Below are 17,207 nucleotides of genomic sequence, written 5' to 3'. Positions count from 1 at the left end.
TCCATGAACCCTGCAATCGCAACTGCCCTGACCAACCCCGGCGCCCCGATGAAAGTGCGCGGCGTGCAGAAGCGCTTCGGCGCCTTCACGGCGCTGGATAACGTCTCCCTCGATGTCGCGGCCGGTGAGCTGGTGTGCCTGCTTGGCCCGTCGGGCTGTGGCAAGACCACGCTGCTGCGTTGCATTGCCGGTCTGGAGAAGCAGGACAGCGGCGAGTTGTATCTGGGCGAGCGCGACGTTTCCCACCTCGCGCCCCAGGCTCGGGACTACGGGATCCTGTTCCAGTCCTACGCGCTGTTCCCCAATCTGACTGTCGAAGCGAACATTGCCTACGGCCTTGCCGGTAGCGGTCGCGATGAAGTGCGCCGTCGCGTGGGTCAGATGCTGGAACTGGTCGGCCTCAGCGGCAGTGAGAAAAAGTACCCGGGCCAGTTGTCCGGTGGCCAGCAACAACGGGTGGCCCTGGCACGTGCCTTGGCACCGGCGCCGTCGCTGCTGTTGCTCGACGAACCGATGTCGGCCCTCGATGCCCGGGTCCGCGAGCATCTGTGCACCGAGCTGCGCCAACTGCAACGCAACCTCGGTATCACCACCCTGATGGTCACCCACAATCAGGACGAAGCCATGCTGATGGCCGACCGCATCGCCGTGATGAACAACGGCAAGGTCGAGCAGTACGCCACCCCGCAGGAAATCTACAACCGCCCGGCCACGCCGTTCGTGGCCGAGTTCGTCGGCCAGGGCAACTGGCTGCCGTTCCAGCGCAGCAGCGACAGCCACGCCAAGGTCGGCGGGATGAACCTGCGCCTGGCCGACGGCAGCGTCCACAGCCCGTCGGGCCGACTGTTCTGCCGCCCGGAAGCGATCAACGTCAATCCACTGGTGCATGAGGAAAACCTGTTCCCGGCCAAGGTCCGCGAGATCACTTTCCTCGGCAACCGCTGCCGCATGAGCTTCGAACTCGATCAATTGCCCGGCCACGCCTTGCTCGCCGAACTGGCACCGGAGGCCATGCCGCGCCTTGGCGCCCAGCAGATCATGGTCGCCTTGCCGCCGCGCAGCCTGCAGGTGTTTGCCTGATGAACAGCAACCTCGCACTGCCGCTACCGCAAAAGCAGGCGCGGCAGGTGTCCGGGGCCGAGGTCGGTGACCGGATCTTCGTCCTCGGCGGCAAACTCCTGCTGCTGGTGCTGCTCGGTGTGGCGGTGCTGTTGCCTTTGCTGGCGATCTTCTGGCGCGGCTTCAGCAGCGAAGCCGGGCAGGGCGGTGGCTGGCTCGCCGCGAAGGAGCTGGTGACCAGCGACAATTTTCACTGGCTGCTCGGTAACAGCCTGAAAGTTTCCCTCAGCGTCGCGGCGATCGTCGTACCGCTGGCCTACCTCTTTGCCTACGCCTTGCAGCGCACATTGATTCCGGCAAAAGGCATCTGGCGCGGGATTTCCCTGCTGCCACTGATGGCGCCATCGATGCTGCCGGGGATTGCGCTGGTCTATCTGTTCGGCAATCAGGGCATGTTGCGCGGACTGCTGTCGGACAACATCTACGGCTTCTGGGGGATTGTTCTGGGTGAGGTGATCTACACCTTCCCACACGCCTTGATGATTTTGCTGTCAGCCCTGTCGCTGGCGGATGCGCGACTGTTCGACGCTGCGTCGAGCATGGGCGCCAGTCCGGCGAAAGCCTTCCGCAGCATCACCTGGCCGGCGACTCGCCAGGCTGTGTTCGCCGCGTTCTGTCTGGTGTTCACCCTGACCATCACCGATTTCGGTGTGCCGGTGGTGGTCGGTGGCGACTATCAAGTGCTGGCGCTGGAAGCCTACAAAGCGGTGGTCGGCCAACAGCAGTTCGGTCGCGGTGCGTTGATCGGCATGGTTCTGTTGCTGCCGGCGCTGTTCAGCTTCGGTGTCGATGCCTGGCTGCGTCGTCGTCACGGCGACTCCATGAGCGGCCGTGCCCAGGTGTTCAAACCGGCGCCGTCGAAGAAGCGCGACGCCTGTTATCTGGCCATCGTTCTGCTGATCAGCGCGGCGTTGCTGCTGGTGTTCGGCATGGCGGTGTTCTCGTCGCTGGTGAAGTTCTGGCCGTACAACCTGTCGCTGTCGCTCAATCACTATCAGTTCAACGAAACAGCCGGCGGTGGCTGGTTGGCCTACGGCAACAGTCTGAAAATGGCGCTGGGTACGGCGTTGATCGGCAGCGTGCTGATCTTCACCGGCGCCTACCTGATGGAAAAGACCCGCAGCCAGCGCGGACTCAATCTGACACTGCGCATGCTCAGTTTCGTACCGATGGCGGTGCCGGGGCTGGTGCTGGGTCTGGGTTATGTCTTCTTCTTCAACCTGACCGGCAACCCGTTGCATGTGCTGTACGGGACCATGACCCTGCTGATCGTCTGCACCATTGCTCACTATTTGACCACTGCGCAGATGACCGCCACCACCGCGCTGCGCCAGCTCGACGCCGAGTTCGAAGCCGCCGCGCTGTCGCTCAAGGCGCCGTTGTACCGGCATTACCTGCGGGTCACCGTGCCGATCTGCCTGCCGGCGCTGCTGGACATCGTGCGCTACCTGTTCGTCTCGGCGATGACCACCGTTTCCGCCGCGATCTTCCTCTACAGCCCCGACACCATCCTCGCAGCGGTGGCGGTGCTGAACATGGATGACGCCGGCAACGTCGGCGGTGCGGCGGCGATGTCGACCCTGATTCTGTTCACCTCGGCGGGCGTGTCCTTGCTGCTGGCGTGGGCTTCGCGCGGCTTGCTGCGCCGTTCCCAGGCCTGGCGGCAAACGGCGCCCGGCCACTGATCCACGACTTGTCCCTTTAGCCTCAACTCACCTACAGGAAAACGATCATGTTCAAGCCTATGGCCCTGGCCGCTGCTGTGCTCGCTACTTTCAGCCTGAATGCCTTCGCGGCAAAAACCGAGTTGACGGTGTACACCGCCCTCGAAGCCGAACAGCTGACCGCCTACAAGGCTGCGTTCGAAAAAGCCAACCCGGACGTCGAGATCAAGTGGGTGCGTGACTCCACCGGGATCATCACTGCCAAACTGCTGGCTGAAAAAGAGCGTCCACAGGCTGACGCGGTGTGGGGCCTGGCCGCTTCGAGCCTGGCGATCCTCGACCAGCAAGGCATGCTGCAAAGCTATGCGCCAAAGGACCTGGGCAAGATCGGCGCAAACTACCGCGACGCCGCCAACCCGCCAGCCTGGGTCGGCATGGACGTCTGGGCCGCGACCATCTGCTTCAACACCGTCGAGGCCGAGAAGCAGGGCCTGACCAAACCGGTGAGCTGGCAGGACCTGACCAAGCCTGAGTACAAAGGCAAGATCGTGATGCCGAACCCGGCCTCGTCCGGCACCGGTTTCCTCGACGTCAGCGCCTGGTTGCAAACCTTCGGCGAGAAGCAGGGCTGGGCCTACATGGACGGTCTGCACCAGAACATCGGCCAGTACGTTCACTCCGGTTCCAAGCCTTGCAAACTGGCGGCGGCGGGCGAATTCCCGATCGGTATTTCTTTTGAATATCCAGCTGTTCAGCTGAAGCGTCAGGGCGCGCCACTGGACATCATCCTGCCGAAGGAAGGCCTGGGCTGGGAGATCGAAGCGACTGCCGTGATCAAAGGCACACCGCATGAAGAAGCCGCGAAGAAACTGGCCGACTTCTCCGCCAGCGTCCCGGCGATGGACCTGTACAAGGAAAACTTCGCCGTCCTCGCTCAGCCGGGCATCGCCAAGCCACAGACCGAACTGCCGGCCGACTACGAACAGCGCCTGATCAAGAACGACTTTGCCTGGGCTTCGAAGAACCGCGACGTGATCCTGACCGAATGGCGCAAGCGCTATGACGGCAAGTCCGAGAAAGTCGCTGCCAAGTAAAAACTTCATCGACTGACAGGGCCCCATCGCTGGCTTGCCAGCGATGGCGGTCTTTTTTTCAGAGCACCTCTAGATGACACAACACAAAGACTTGCTGATCGTCGGCGCCGGCATCCTGGGTCTGTCCCATGCTTACGCCGCCGCCCGGCGCGGTCTCAAGGTCACGGTTTTCGAGCGCACTGCCACGCCAATCGGCGCATCGGTACGCAACTTCGGCCAGGCGCTGGTCACCGGCCAGCCACCGGGCCCGATGCTCGAACTGGCCAAGGCCAGCCGAGAGATCTGGGGCCAGTGGGCGCAGCTCGCCGGCCTGCAACTCAAGCGCAACGGCTCGTATTTGTTTGCCCGCACCGAGGCGGAAGAACACTTGCTAGAAGCCTTCTGCGCCGGACGCGCCGTCGAGCACGACTACCGAGTCGAGTTGCTGCGCGGTGCCGCGTTGCGTGATCTGTACGGCGGCCAGTTCAGCCATCACCGCGCCGCGCTGCACGGCATGGACGATCAACAGCTGTATTCCCGGGAAGCGATTCCGGCGCTGATCGAATACCTGCGCCACGAACTCGACGTCGAGTTTCACTTCTCGACGCTGGTACGCGACGTCGAACCGGGGCGTCTGCAAAGCACCGCCGGGATCTTCACCGCCGAGCAGATCATCGTCTGTTCCGGCCACGATTATCAGACCCTGCTGGCCGAGCCGATTGCCGCCCTCGACCCGCAAATCTGCCGCCTGCAAATGCTCCGCACCCGGCCGCAGATCGACCTGAACCTGCAACACGCCTTGCTCACCGGCCTCAGCTGCGTGCATTACGGCGCCTTCGCCGATTTGCCGGAAGCGGCCGCAGTGCAGGCGCAAATCCTGCGCGAGCAACCGCACCTGCAGGAAAACGGCATTCACCTGCTGATCAGCCCGACGCCTTATGGCGAACTGATCATCGGCGACTCGCACCATTACGGCAGCGATCCGTCACCGTTCAACGCCGAGCAGGTCGACAACTGGATGCTCGAACTGGCCGAACAGACCCTTGGCTGCAAGGTGCAGGTGGTCGAGCGCTGGCAGGGTGTCTATGGTTCCCGGGGGCCGGGGCCGTTTTCGTTCCTGCGTCCGGCGCCGGGGCTGAGTGTGGCGCTGATGCACAGCGGCGTCGGCATGAGCGTCGGCCCGGCCATGGCCGAGCGCAATGTCGCACAGCTTTTTGGAGAGAACGGATGTTGAGTCACGAGCAAGTCATCGACCGGGTGTTCGGTCTCTATGAGCGCTTCGGCGCCAGCGACTACATCGGCGAACCGGTGTCGCAGATCGAGCACATGTCCCAGGCGGCGCAACTGGCCATCGCCGAAGGCTTCGACGACGAAGTGGTGCTCGCTGCGTTCTTCCACGACATCGGCCACTTGTGTGCCGAAGGCGCGGAGAACATGGGCGGTTATGGCGTGGTCAGCCACGAGCGCCTCGGTGCGGACTATTTGCGTGAGGCCGGATTCAGCGAGCGCCTGGCACGGCTGGTGGAGTATCACGTCCAGGCCAAACGCTATCTGACGCTCAGGGAGCCGGGCTATTACGAGCGCTTGAGCGAAGCCAGCCGCCGCACCCTGGAATATCAGGGCGGGGTGATGACCGAGGCTGAAGCCGATGCGTTCGAGTAGGATCCGCTGTGCGCCGTCAGCCTGCGGATGCGCCAGTGGGATGAACTGGCGAAGGAAATGGCGGTGCCGGTGATGGATCTGGGCGTGCTGAAAGACAAAGCGGCGCGGGTTCTGGCGGCCTGAGGTCAGCCGCTACAAATCTACAGCCAACGACTCGATCTGCTCCTGGCGCTCAGCCTGATTCAGCTTCGGATGTGGATTGAGCGAAGACCACTGCGGATGCGCCCGGGCCTTGCCCAAAGCCTCGGGCAGCTTGCCTTCGCGCCAGGTCTTGTCCTGCGGCGTCGCCACCTGAACGGCATCCATCGCTGCATGACCACGGGCATTCAGCGCTTGCAGCAGTTGCCGCTGACGCAGAGCCAACAGGCGCAGCACGTTGTCGTCGACCGTCAGTTCACGCTGTCCCTTGATCTTGCCCAGTAACCGATTGCCATAACTGCGGGCGGTTTGCAGAGCGCCGCCAGCAATCGCGCCGGCCAGTGCGGCAGCGCCGAGGGTGATGCCGCCCACCAGCAGATCCACACCCGCTCCGGCTGCGGCACCGGCGGCAATCCCGCCGCCAACCCGCACGCCCAGTTGCTTGAGGGTTTCCGGGTTGAACAGGTCATCGCCCCAGCGGCCATCGAGCAGCGGCAGATCGCTGGCGGCGGCGTCTTGCGGGCGGAAGGCGTAGAGCTTGAGCAACGCTTCGACGCATTTCTGCTCGCGCTGGCGCACGGCTTTGCGCAGTTCGCTGATGGCCTGTTGTTCCTGCTCGGCGTTGCTCGCCACGCTGCGTCGGCACGCGGCGCAATCGATCAGCAGTTCGGCGATCAGGCGTGCGGCGCTTTGCTCGCGGGCGAGGCGTTGGGCCTGTTGATCGGCGATCAGCCGTTCAAGTTGCGGACGGGCGTTTTCCAACAGTAACGCGAGGCTTTCATACAGCCGCCGCTCGCCGTCCTCGGGCGGGGCGACGCTGTCGAAACGCACCAGCGCATGCAAGCCGAGACGCGCCAGTGCTTCGCGCCAGTCCGGCTCGCGATGGCTGGCGCTGCTGACGAAATTCAGTACCGGCAGCAAAGGTTTGCCGCAACTGGCCAGCACTTCCAGTTCATCACGGTACTTGGCCAGCACCGGTTCCCGGGCATCGATCACATACAGGCCGGCATCGGAGTCGAGCAGTTGCCGCAGCACTTTGGCTTCCTGTTCGAAACGCTGGCGCGCTTCGCTGCCGTCGAGAAACCGCGCCAGACGCGCCGGGCCGTCGAGGCGTTCGCCGGGACGTTCCAGACGCTCGAGAAAATCCAGCAGGGCGATGGCGTCTTCCAGGCCCGGTGTGTCGTAGAGGTCGAGCAACGGCTCGCCATCCACCGACAGCCGCGCGCCTTCGACATGCCGCGTGGTGCTCGGGCGATGGGAGACTTCGCCGAAGCCGACGTCGCGGGTCAGGGTGCGCAACAGCGACGTCTTGCCGACGTTGGTGTGGCCGACCACCGCCAGTTTCAGCGGCGCTTTCCAGGCATCAGTCATGTCCGTGCTCCAGCCAGTTCAACGGGGCGCAATCGGCAAACTCCAGCTCAAGCTGTTGCAGTGCCACGTGCCAGTCACCGAGGCGTTCGGCGTCCAGCGCCTGTCCTTGCGGCGCCTGCAACAGCCAGACGCGGGTGGCGGCGGCATTGCGCGCAAGCTCGGCGATCAGCGCCAGGCTGCCGCGATCCGGCGAGCGTCGTGGGTCGCAGGCAATCGCCAGCCGCGCCGGCGGGAAACGGCTGAGCTGTTCGAGCAGTTTGTTGCGCGATTCACGGCTGTCGAGGATGCCGGCGTTGCTGACGTTTTTCGGCAGCGTCGGTGGCCATGAGTGTTGATCGTCGAGTTCGATTGCCACCAGCAACGCGCCGTCACTGGCGTGTTCGCCGACGGTGCTTTCGACGCGGTGCAATTGCGCAGGCTCGGGGTCGGTGATGCCGAGGCGTTCGCTGGTCGGCATCAGGCGTTCGCGCAGTTGAGCGTACCCGGGCAGGTTCAGGTCCAGGCGCAACGCGGCTTTACCGCTGCTCCAGCGCCAGAAGCAGAACAGCGCCAACAGCAGGCGCGGTAGCACGCCGTACACCACCAGCACGCCGACCAGCCAGGTTGCCCAGGCCTGACGGGCGCTTTCGATGTTCAGCGCGGTGTCGCCGCTGGCGCGGATCATGTCCACGGTCGGTACGTTGAAGCCCAGCAGCGCCGGCAATGCGCCGAGGGCCTGGGTCATGTTGATGAAGGTGTCGGCGCTGAGAATTGTGGTTTCCCAGACGAAGCCGTAGCGACGGGTCGCCATCAGCGTCAGCAGCAAAACCAGCGCGCTGACCATCGCCAGCAACCACAGGCCATTGACCAGCGTACCGAGCGCCCAGCGATTGAGTTTCTGGCGTTGCAGCATCAACAGCAGGGCCGGCGCCAGTTGCGCCGCCTTGGCATCGCGGGCGAGCTTTTCACTGAGCCACAACCATAAGCGGCCAAGAGTGGCGCCGTGTTCGCCAGCGAAGATCATCCCCAGCGCCCAACTCAACAGCAAAATCAGATTCAGCCCGAGCAGACTGCCCAGGGCCCAGAACACATTGACCGGTGTCTGGCCCAGCGCGGCGAAGGCCAGACCCGCGCCGCTCAATACAGCGAGAATCGCCAGCAACACCAGCGCCAGGCGCGCGCCTTGCAGCCAGTGCTTGAGCGCCGAGGTCAGACCATCGCGCTCGGCCAGCCACAGGGCGCGGCGTTGAATGCGTCCCGGCAGATCGCCGCCGGCCGCGCGGGCCAGGCGATTGGCTTCCTGATCGTCCAGCGGGCCTGCGTGTTCTTCGCGCAGGCGCACGGTTTCGGTGAGCCAGAGGTTTTGCAGTGGAGTCAGTTCAGTCACGCGGCATCCCGATGCTTGATTGAGCCGTGAGCATAACCGCTGTGGCGCTTATCGGGGTAAGCGCGGCTCTGGTATCCTCGCCGGCATGACTAAATCACTCCCCCTCAGCCTGATCGCAGCCCTCGGTGAAAACCGCGTGATCGGCGTCGACAACAGCATGCCCTGGCACCTGCCGGGGGACTTCAAATACTTCAAGGCCACGACGCTCGGCAAGCCGATCATCATGGGTCGCAAGACCTGGGATTCGCTGGGTCGTCCGTTGCCGGGCCGTTTGAACATCGTAGTCAGCCGTCAGGCCGATCTGGTGCTGGAAGGGGCGGAAGTCTATCCGTCGCTGGAAGCCGCCGTGGTGCGCGCCGAAGAATGGGCGAAAGAGCAGGGCGTCGATGAGTTGATGCTGATTGGCGGGGCGCAACTGTATGCGCAGGGACTGGCACAGGCGGATCGTCTGTATCTGACCCGTGTCGCGTTGAGCCCGGAAGGGGATGCGTGGTTTCCGGAGTTCGATCTGAATCAGTGGAAACTGGTATCGAACGTGCCGAATCCGGCTGAAGACGACAAACCGGCTTACAGCTTCGAAGTCTGGGAGAAAAGATAGCTACAAGCTTCGAGCTACAAGCTGCAAGTAGAAGCTGGAATGCTCTTCTTGCAGCTTGCAGCTTGCAGCTTGCAGCTTGCAGCTTGCTAGCTCGCTAGCGCCGCATGCTCATCGGCATCCAGCAGGGCCTTGTCGGTCTGCTGCATCACCTGGCTGGTAATCGCGCCAGCGGTGATCGAACCACTCACGTTCAGTGCCGTACGACCCATGTCGATCAGCGGCTCGACCGAAATCAGCAACGCCACCAGCGAAACCGGCAAGCCCATGGCCGGCAGCACGATCAGTGCCGCGAAGGTCGCACCGCCACCCACGCCCGCCACACCGGCCGAACTCAGGGTCACAATCGCCACCAGCGTCGCGATCCACAGCGGATCCAGCGGGTTGATGCCGACCGTTGGCGCAACCATCACCGCCAGCATCGCCGGGTACAGACCGGCGCAGCCGTTCTGGCCGATGGTCGCGCCGAACGAGGCGGCGAAGCTTGCCACCGATTGCGGAATGCCCAGACGGCGGGTCTGCGCTTCGATGCTCAGCGGAATGCTCGCGGCGCTGGAGCGGCTGGTGAAAGCGAAGGTCAATACCGGCCAGATCTTGCGGAAGAAACGCAGCGGGTTGATCCCGGCCGCCGACACCAGCAGGCCATGCACGACGAACATCAGGCCCAGGCCGAGGTACGACACCACCACAAAACTGCCGAGCTTGATGATGTCCTGCAGGTTGGAACCGGCCACCACTTTGGTCATCAGCGCCAGCACGCCGTAAGGGGTCAGCTTCATCACCAGACGCACCAGACGCATCACCCAGGCTTGCAGGGTGTCGATAGCGTTGATCACTTTCTGACCTTTCTCGGCGTCATCCTTGAGCAGTTGCAGCGCGGCAACCCCCATGAACGCGGCGAAGATCACCACGCTGATGATCGAGGTCGGTTTGGCCCGGGCCAGGTCGGCGAACGGGTTCTGCGGGATGAACGACAGCAGCAGTTGCGGCACATTCAGGTCGGCGACCTTGCCGGCGTAGTCGGTCTGGATGGTTTGCAGACGGGCCATTTCCTGCGTGCCGGCGACCAGACCTTCGGCGGTCAGGCCGAACAGGTTGGTCAGGCCGATGCCGATCAGCGCCGCAATCGCCGTGGTGAACAGCAGCGTGCCGATGGTCAGGAAGCTGATCTTGCCCAGCGACGACGCGTTGTGCAGACGGGCCACGGCGCTGAGGATCGAGGCGAACACCAGCGGGATCACGATCATTTGCAGCAGCTGCACGTAACCGTTGCCGACCAGATCGAACCAGCCGATCGAGGCTTTCAGCACCGGGTTGCCGGCACCGTAGATCGTGTGCAGCGCGACGCCGAACGCCACGCCGAGCACCAGGGCGAGCAGGACTTTTTTCGCCAGGCTCCACATGGTGTGACGGGTTTGCGCCAGGCCGAAGAGCAGGGCGAGGAACACCAGCAAGTTGAGAATCAGGGGCAGATTCATGAGGACTCCAGAAAAGACTGTGCCAACAACCTTCCGGGGCTGTTGCGAACCGGCAAGCCTAACAGTTTGATTTCCAATGATTTAATACCGAAATCAAAGGTCGTCCGTCGTTTTTGGAATAAGCGGGTGTCGCTCTCGGGGATGCAGTTGGCGCAAAAGGGACGTGGACGGTCGCTGACAGACGGTAACTGTCACACTGATTTGTTAGCGTCGATCTCTTTCAATCGGGGAGAAACGCAGAATGAAGTTCGCACCTAAATTGCTGGCTGCCGCACTCTGCTTCGGCCTTGTTGGCCAAGCGTTCGCCACTGACCTCAAGCACTGGCCGGCGGACCAGGCCAAGGCACTGGACGCGATGATCGCGGCCAACGCCAACAAGGGTAACTACGCGGTGTTCGACATGGACAACACCAGTTATCGCTACGACCTCGAAGAGTCGCTGCTGCCGTTCATGGAAAACAAGGGCCTGATCACCCGTGACAAGCTCGACCCATCGCTGAAACTGATCCCGTTCAAGGACACCGCCGACCACAAGGAAAGCCTGTTCAGCTACTACTACCGTCTCTGCGAAGTTGACGACATGGTCTGCTACCCATGGGTGGCGCAGGTGTTCTCCGGCTTCACCCTCAAGGAACTCAAAGGCTACGTCGACGAACTGATGGCGTCGGGCAAACCGGTGCCGGCGACCTATTACGAAGGCGATGTGGTGAAGAACATCGACGTGCAGCCGCCGAAAGTCTTCACCGGTCAGGCCGAGCTGTACAACAAGCTGATGGAGAACGGCATCGAGGTCTACGTGATGACCGCCGCCTCCGAAGAACTGGTGCGCATGGTCGCGGCCGATCCGAAGTACGGCTACAACGTCAAACCGCAGAACGTCATTGGCGTGACCACCTTGCTGAAGAACCGCGAGACCGGCGAGCTGACCACCGCACGCAAGCAGATCACTGCCGGCAAGTATGACGAGAAGGCCAACCTCGGCCTCGAACTGACCCCGTACCTGTGGACCCCGGCGACCTGGATGGCCGGCAAGCATGCGGCGATCCTGACTTACATCGACGAATGGAAAAAACCGGTGCTGGTGGGCGGCGACACCCCGAGCAGCGACGGCTACATGCTGTTCCACAGCGTCGACGTGGCCAAGGGCGGCATTCACTTGTGGGTAAACCGCAAGGATAAATACATGACCCAGCTCAACGGCATGATGGCCAAGCACGCGGCGGCCCAGGCGAAAGAAGGTTTGCCGGTGACGGCGGACAAGAACTGGGTGATCGTGAAGCCGGAAGAAATTCAATAAAAGCAGCTGCAAGTGACTAGCTGCAAGCTACAAGTAAAAGCCGTAGTGCTTCTACTTGCCGCTTGTAGCTAGCCGCTCGTAGCTTTTTTACATTCCGTCGAGCATCGCCTTGTTACGCACCGCACCCTTGTCGGCGCTGGTGGCCAGCAGTGCGTAGGCCTTGAGGGCGGTAGTCACTTTACGTGGACGCTTCTCGACCGGTTTCCAGCCTTTCTTGTCCTGCTCGACCCGGCGTGCCGCCAGTTCTTCGTCGCTGATCAACAGGTTGATCGAGCGGTTCGGAATGTCGATCAGCACCTTGTCACCGTCCTGCACCAGACCGATCGCGCCGCCGGCCGCAGCCTCTGGCGAAGCGTGGCCGATGGACAGACCGGAAGTGCCGCCGGAGAAACGGCCATCGGTCAGCAAGGCGCAGGCTTTGCCCAGGCCCTTGGATTTCAGGTACGACGTCGGGTAGAGCATTTCCTGCATGCCCGGGCCGCCTTTCGGGCCTTCGTAGCGAATGATGACGATGTCGCCTTCCTTCACTTCGTCGGCGAGGATGCCGCGCACGGCGCTGTCCTGGCTTTCGAAGATCTTCGCGTTGCCTTCGAAGACGTGGATCGACTCGTCGACGCCGGCGGTTTTCACCACGCAGCCGTCCAGGGCGATGTTGCCGTACAGCACGGCCAGGCCGCCTTCTTTCGAATAGGCGTGCTCGAAGCTGCGGATGCAACCGTTTTCACGGTCGTCATCCAGGGTTTCCCAACGGGTCGACTGGCTGAACGCGGTTTGCGTCGGGATGCCGGCCGGGCCTGCCTTGAAGAAGTGGTGCACGGCTTCATCGTCGGTCTGGGTGATGTCCCACTTGGCGATGGCCTCTTCCATGCTGCGGCTGTGCACGGTCGGCAGGTCGGTGTGCAGCAGGCCACCACGGGCCAGCGAACCGAGGATGCTGAAGATGCCGCCGGCGCGGTGCACGTCTTCCATGTGGTACTTCTGGATGTTCGGCGCGACCTTGCACAGCTGCGGCACCTTGCGCGACAGACGATCGATGTCGCGCAGGTCGAAGTCGATCTCGGCTTCCTGGGCGGCGGCCAGCAAGTGCAGGATGGTGTTGGTCGAACCGCCCATGGCGATGTCGAGCATCATCGCGTTTTCGAACGCCTTGAAGTTGGCGATGTTGCGCGGCAGTACCGACTCGTCGTTCTCGCCGTAGTAGCGTTTGCACAGTTCAACGATGGTGCGGCCGGCCTGCAGGAACAGCTGTTCGCGGTCGCTGTGGGTGGCCAGGGTCGAACCGTTGCCCGGCAATGCGAGGCCCAGGGCTTCGGTCAGGCAGTTCATCGAGTTGGCGGTAAACATGCCGGAGCACGAACCGCAGGTCGGGCAGGCGCTGCGCTCGTACTCGGCAACCTTCTCGTCAGAAGCGCTGGAGTCGGCGGCGATGACCATGGCGTCGACGAGGTCGAGACCGTGGCTGGCCAGTTTGGTCTTGCCGGCTTCCATCGGGCCGCCGGAAACGAAGATCACCGGGATGTTCAGGCGCAGGGCGGCCATCAGCATGCCCGGGGTGATCTTGTCGCAGTTGGAGATGCAGACGATGGCGTCGGCGCAGTGGGCGTTGACCATGTACTCGACGGAGTCCGCGATGATCTCGCGGCTCGGCAGCGAATACAGCATGCCGTCGTGGCCCATGGCGATGCCGTCGTCCACGGCGATGGTGTTGAATTCTTTCGCCACGCCACCGGCGCGTTCGATTTCACGTGCAACCAGCTGGCCCAGATCCTTCAGGTGTACGTGGCCCGGTACGAACTGGGTGAAAGAGTTGGCAATGGCGATGATCGGCTTCTTGAAGTCGTCATCTTTCATCCCGGTGGCGCGCCACAGTGCGCGGGCGCCGGCCATGTTGCGGCCGTGGGTGGATGTTTTCGAGCGGTAATCTGGCATGGAGCACTCCGGGCGGCTAATCAGGTATCAAAAGGGAGTGAGCTTCTATTGACGTCTGGAACACTCAGAAATGGCCGTGTGTCCTGAAGTTGCCGATGACGTTGCGGGATCGCCGCTGGTCTCAGCCTGAGCTCATAAACCCGCCGGGGATGAATGGCGATGAATCTCGCGATTCTACACCGCTGGCGTCAGGAGGGAATGGCGCAAAACGTTGTTCCAGTGCTGACGCCGCGTGCGGAATGACGACTGGCAGGTTTAATCGCCACCCGGCTGTGCGATGGCACCGGTTTGCAGGACTTTGGCGCGACGGCTGATCCGGTTGTTCAAGGCGAGCGCCACACCACTGAGCAAGACAAAGGCGTAACCGAGGGTGGATTGCAGATTGGCCGGGCTGAGGCTGATCAAGGCACTGATCAACCCGCCGCAGATGAAGATGATCGTGCTGCCGGCCGAGGCCGAGGTGCCGGCGTTGTCCGGAAACAGGCTCATGGCCCGGGAGGTGGCAGCCGGCCGGGCAATGGTGGTGCCGGCGGTGCAGATCAGCATCGGGATCAGCACGGTTGCCGGTGCCAGAGCGAAGTTCGACGACAGGTACAGCATGCTTACGCCGGCAAATAGGATCAGGCTCAGACCGACGACGATCTGTTGACCGCTGCTGATGCGCCTGCTCAGCACGCTGGCGAGGATGCCTCCGGTGACGTAAGCCGCACCGTAGATCAGCAGGATCAAGGAGAACTCGTAGGCGGACAATTGCAGCCGGTCCATGAAGATCAGCGGCGAGATCACGATGAATGAAAAGTGGCAGGCGAACGCAAATGCCGAAATCAGCCAGTAGCCGACGAAGTCGAAATCTCCCAGCACCCGTCGGTAAGCCGTGAGGAAGTTCGTGCGTGTGCCACGGGTGGTCGGTCGGCTGTTTTCCAGAAACAGCCAGGCCTTGAGCAGTACCACGGCCGATAATGCGATGAACACCCAGAAGCTGCCACGCCAGCCCAGGGTTGCCTGCAGGAAAGTACCGACAAGAGGCGATACCGAGATGAAAATCCCGCCGGCGGTGACCATCAGGATTCGCAGGCGATCGCGTTCCTCGCCTTCGAACAGGTCCTGGACCAGTGCCTGGGACAGCACGAAGCAACCACAGCCCAGCGCCTGCACGACCCGGAACACCAGGAACAGCGAATAATCAGTGGTCATCACGCAGCCGAGGGCGCCGAGCATTGAAACGCTCATGCCGGCGAGCAACAGGCCCTTGCGCCCGATCACATCCGACAGCGGCCCGATCAGCAACTGGGCGAAAGCGATGCCGACGGCGAACAGGCTGATGGACAGCGCGATGTCGGCCGGGGTGCTGCGAAAGTGCTCGGCCAGCGCCGGAAATGAAGGCAGCACGACATCCAGCGGAAAAACACCCAGCAACACCATTGCCAGCAACAGGCTGACGGCCCCGCGACGCTGTCGGGTCGTCACCCCGGATTTTCCTTTATCCATCGATCAATCCCGCCCTGGCGAAAAGTATCTGGTTGTAAGGTTCAGCGAAAAATCCGGCTTTCTTCAGTGCATTCAATGTGGCGATGCTGCCCGTCCGGGCACGTCGTCGGGAGGCTTGCGCTGTTGTCAGGCTTTCGAGTATTTCCAGCACGGCACCGTCGGCAATCCCGGCATCGCACAGGCTTTGTCGCAGCCACTGTTCATCGGTTTCGAAGAAAATCCCGAAGATCTCGAGCAGGGTGGTGGCAGCGAACGTTCGTTGCTGCGGTACCAGATGCAGCCAGAGGTAATGGAACACTTCGGTGAAGTAGCGACTGTGTCGCGCCTCGTCGGTGAGGTGATCGCGCAGCATGTCGTTGACCCCGGACACCAGGCTGTCCCGGCAGACGTCGAGCAGTTCCCGGGCAATGATGGTTTCCGAGACGAAGCCGAGCAGAAACCCTGTCAGCGGTCGCTGCTGCGGAAGGGTTTCGTCGATCAGCCTGATCATGCGGGTGATCCGCCTGGGCATCACTGGGCGCCCGGTGATGCCGTAGAACCCGGCGATCTGTTCAGCGACCTGATGGGAAAACAGGGCGTGGTAGCCCTCATCGGTGTAGAGCTGCAGCGCGGCGGTTTTCATGGGCGGCGGAACATCGACCGGCAATTCGCCGTGGACGATGACTTCCACGGCGCGATTGACGATGCGGTGTTCGAGCAGGGTGGTGTAATCGAGAAAGTGCACCAGATGATTGGCCGTGAGCCGGTGCACTACCGAGCGGCCCGCAGCTTCGATGGCCGGGTGGGCGAGGTAGGGCAGAAATGCCGGCGGGAACCAGTGACGGGTTTCCAGCTGTTGCGCTACGTCATCCGGCAAGCGGTAATTGTGGGCGCTGGCACGCACTGAAGCGCGAGTGCTCCAGTCGCCCAGCGAAAATTCGAAGACCGGGGCCTGGGAGAGAAGGCTCATGCTGGCGTCTCACGCAGCAGGTCGCGCATTTCCTGGCACATCGCCTGACCGTCGCTTTGTCCGCAACCGACGAAGAACAAAGGTTGTTCCGCACTGTTCTCGAGTTTCAGCAAGCGCTCGACCTGGTCGTCGGAAAACGCACCGGTCAGCCAGGTGTTCATGCCCAGGGCAGTGGCCACCAGTTGAAACGTCTGCGAGAGGTGCCCGGCTTCGACGAATGCCATTCGATAGGCGCGCGAGTGCGGGTATTTCCACCAGAGCCTGTCAAAGCGGGCGGTGATGAACAGGCCCAGTGGCAGGTTATTGATGAAGTGCTGGCCTCCCAGCAGATTGCCCAGTGCTGTGTCGGGCCAGGGATTGATGAAGCTCAGGGCGTGTTCCGCCGGGTGATAGGCGTATATGCCGGGTGGCAGTCCGTCGACGTTCTGCACCAGCACAAACCCGGCGCAGGCATTGAGACCGCCCCCTGAAGGGCTGCCGCGCCGCGCGCCAAGACCTTCGGCGATGCTGTCGTCACAGTCGGCTTCGCGTTCTCGCAGGTAACCGAGGGACAGGTATAGCAAGGTGCCGACATCCTCCAGGGACAGGGGGGCGCCGGTGAAGGATCGGCAAGTCTTTCGCCGGATGAGTGAACTCGACAGGCTGTCGTCATTCAGTGCCAGTGGTGCGGGCAGGGCGATGAGTGCGTTCGGACCGGTGTCTGCAGGGACGTCCGCCGGAGGCGACGTGGCAAGCACGGTGCTGCAGTGTTCGAGGTATTGCCTGGACCATTCCTGAATATTTCGGGGCGTGTGTTCGCAGGGAATATCCCGGGTGCCGATATGGTAGATCCTGGACAGTTCATCCCAGCCCCAGAGCGGCGCTGCGATTTTTGTAGAAGTCAGTATTCCGGCATTTAGAAGTTGCGCGTCTATTGTGTTGCTACTGTCATATAAGTCCGGATTGTGAATAATTTGTGCCAGTCGCGAGGAATGCTCGAGATCGAGTTCGTGTTGAATGTGTTCTTTATAATTCCAGACTATTTGGCCGGGCGTTCGTGGCAATATGAATAAATAAGGATTTATATGCATTTTGGGGC

General features: G+C 62.3%; 13 protein-coding genes and 1 pseudogene. 7 read left to right on the top strand and 7 right to left on the bottom strand.

The features are described 5' to 3' along the window. Positions 1 to 3: 3 nt before the first annotated feature. From R1A29_RS27280 to R1A29_RS27260, 5 genes and pseudogenes are all read left to right on the top strand, one after another. Positions 4 to 1,080, top strand: coding sequence for a putative 2-aminoethylphosphonate ABC transporter ATP-binding protein (locus R1A29_RS27280; protein ID WP_074690113.1), 1,077 nt, complete (start codon positions 4 to 6; stop codon positions 1,078 to 1,080). Then, a complete protein-coding gene (locus R1A29_RS27275; protein ID WP_119427510.1) occupies positions 1,080 to 2,804 on the top strand; it encodes a putative 2-aminoethylphosphonate ABC transporter permease subunit in 1,725 nt (574 codons plus the stop codon). Before R1A29_RS27280 ends, R1A29_RS27275 begins: the two co-directional genes overlap by 1 nt. Before the next feature lie 47 nt (positions 2,805 to 2,851). Next, entirely contained in the window at positions 2,852 to 3,877 is a 1,026-nt protein-coding gene (locus R1A29_RS27270; protein WP_438300068.1) for a putative 2-aminoethylphosphonate ABC transporter substrate-binding protein, read from the top strand. Positions 3,878 to 3,950: 73 nt separating this feature from the next. Continuing rightward, positions 3,951 to 5,090, top strand: coding sequence for a TIGR03364 family FAD-dependent oxidoreductase (locus R1A29_RS27265; protein WP_438300067.1), 1,140 nt, complete (start codon positions 3,951 to 3,953; stop codon positions 5,088 to 5,090). Further along, positions 5,084 to 5,641 (top strand): annotated as a pseudogene (locus tag R1A29_RS27260) (phosphonate degradation HD-domain oxygenase). The gene R1A29_RS27265 and the pseudogene R1A29_RS27260 overlap by 7 nt, the downstream one beginning before the upstream one ends. A 9-nt stretch (positions 5,642 to 5,650) precedes the next feature. Here R1A29_RS27260 and R1A29_RS27255 read toward each other — a convergent pair. Together R1A29_RS27255 and R1A29_RS27250 are read right to left on the bottom strand one after the other, a co-directional pair. Beyond that, positions 5,651 to 7,027, bottom strand: a complete 1,377-nt coding sequence (locus tag R1A29_RS27255; RefSeq protein WP_438300066.1) for a GTPase/DUF3482 domain-containing protein — start codon at positions 7,025 to 7,027, stop codon at positions 5,651 to 5,653. Then, on the bottom strand, positions 7,020 to 8,393 hold the full coding sequence (locus R1A29_RS27250; RefSeq protein WP_438300065.1) for a DUF2868 domain-containing protein: 1,374 nt from the start codon (positions 8,391 to 8,393) through the stop codon (positions 7,020 to 7,022). Before R1A29_RS27250 ends, R1A29_RS27255 begins: the two co-directional genes overlap by 8 nt. 85 nt (positions 8,394 to 8,478) lie before the next feature. On the opposite strand from R1A29_RS27250, the gene R1A29_RS27245 reads away from it, so the two are divergent. Then, positions 8,479 to 8,991, top strand: coding sequence for a dihydrofolate reductase (locus R1A29_RS27245; protein ID WP_438300064.1), 513 nt, complete (start codon positions 8,479 to 8,481; stop codon positions 8,989 to 8,991). An 86-nt stretch (positions 8,992 to 9,077) separates the two neighbouring features. Here R1A29_RS27245 and R1A29_RS27240 read toward each other — a convergent pair whose 3' ends face one another. Continuing rightward, complete coding sequence (locus R1A29_RS27240) at positions 9,078 to 10,466, bottom strand: L-cystine transporter (protein ID WP_438300063.1); 1,389 nt, start codon at positions 10,464 to 10,466, stop codon at positions 9,078 to 9,080. 241 nt (positions 10,467 to 10,707) lie between these two features. Here R1A29_RS27240 and R1A29_RS27235 point away from each other — a divergent pair, with 241 nt between their 5' ends. After that, positions 10,708 to 11,763, top strand: a complete 1,056-nt coding sequence (locus R1A29_RS27235; RefSeq protein WP_114886132.1) for a haloacid dehalogenase-like hydrolase — start codon at positions 10,708 to 10,710, stop codon at positions 11,761 to 11,763. Positions 11,764 to 11,850: 87 nt separating this feature from the next. Here the strand turns inward: R1A29_RS27235 and ilvD are convergent, their stop codons facing one another. From ilvD to R1A29_RS27215, 4 genes are all read right to left on the bottom strand, one after another. Next, entirely contained in the window at positions 11,851 to 13,692 is a 1,842-nt protein-coding gene (gene ilvD / locus R1A29_RS27230; protein ID WP_438300062.1) for a dihydroxy-acid dehydratase, read from the bottom strand. 255 nt (positions 13,693 to 13,947) lie between these two features. Continuing rightward, positions 13,948 to 15,180 (bottom strand): multidrug effflux MFS transporter, encoded by a 1,233-nt coding sequence (locus tag R1A29_RS27225; RefSeq protein WP_438300061.1) that lies wholly within the window; start codon positions 15,178 to 15,180, stop codon positions 13,948 to 13,950. Then, complete coding sequence (locus R1A29_RS27220) at positions 15,173 to 16,129, bottom strand: diiron oxygenase (RefSeq protein ID WP_438300060.1); 957 nt, start codon at positions 16,127 to 16,129, stop codon at positions 15,173 to 15,175. The genes R1A29_RS27225 and R1A29_RS27220 overlap by 8 nt, the downstream gene beginning before the upstream one ends. Then, positions 16,126 to 17,199 (bottom strand): SagB family peptide dehydrogenase, encoded by a 1,074-nt coding sequence (locus R1A29_RS27215; RefSeq protein ID WP_438302092.1) that lies wholly within the window; start codon positions 17,197 to 17,199, stop codon positions 16,126 to 16,128. Before R1A29_RS27215 ends, R1A29_RS27220 begins: the two co-directional genes overlap by 4 nt. Positions 17,200 to 17,207: the final 8 nt, after the last annotated feature.

The organism is Pseudomonas sp. NMS19W (assembly GCF_051554255.1).
In the GTDB taxonomy this organism is placed as follows: Bacteria; Pseudomonadota; Gammaproteobacteria; order Pseudomonadales; family Pseudomonadaceae; genus Aquipseudomonas; species Aquipseudomonas kribbensis.
This window is presented reverse-complemented; position numbering and strand designations above follow the sequence as displayed.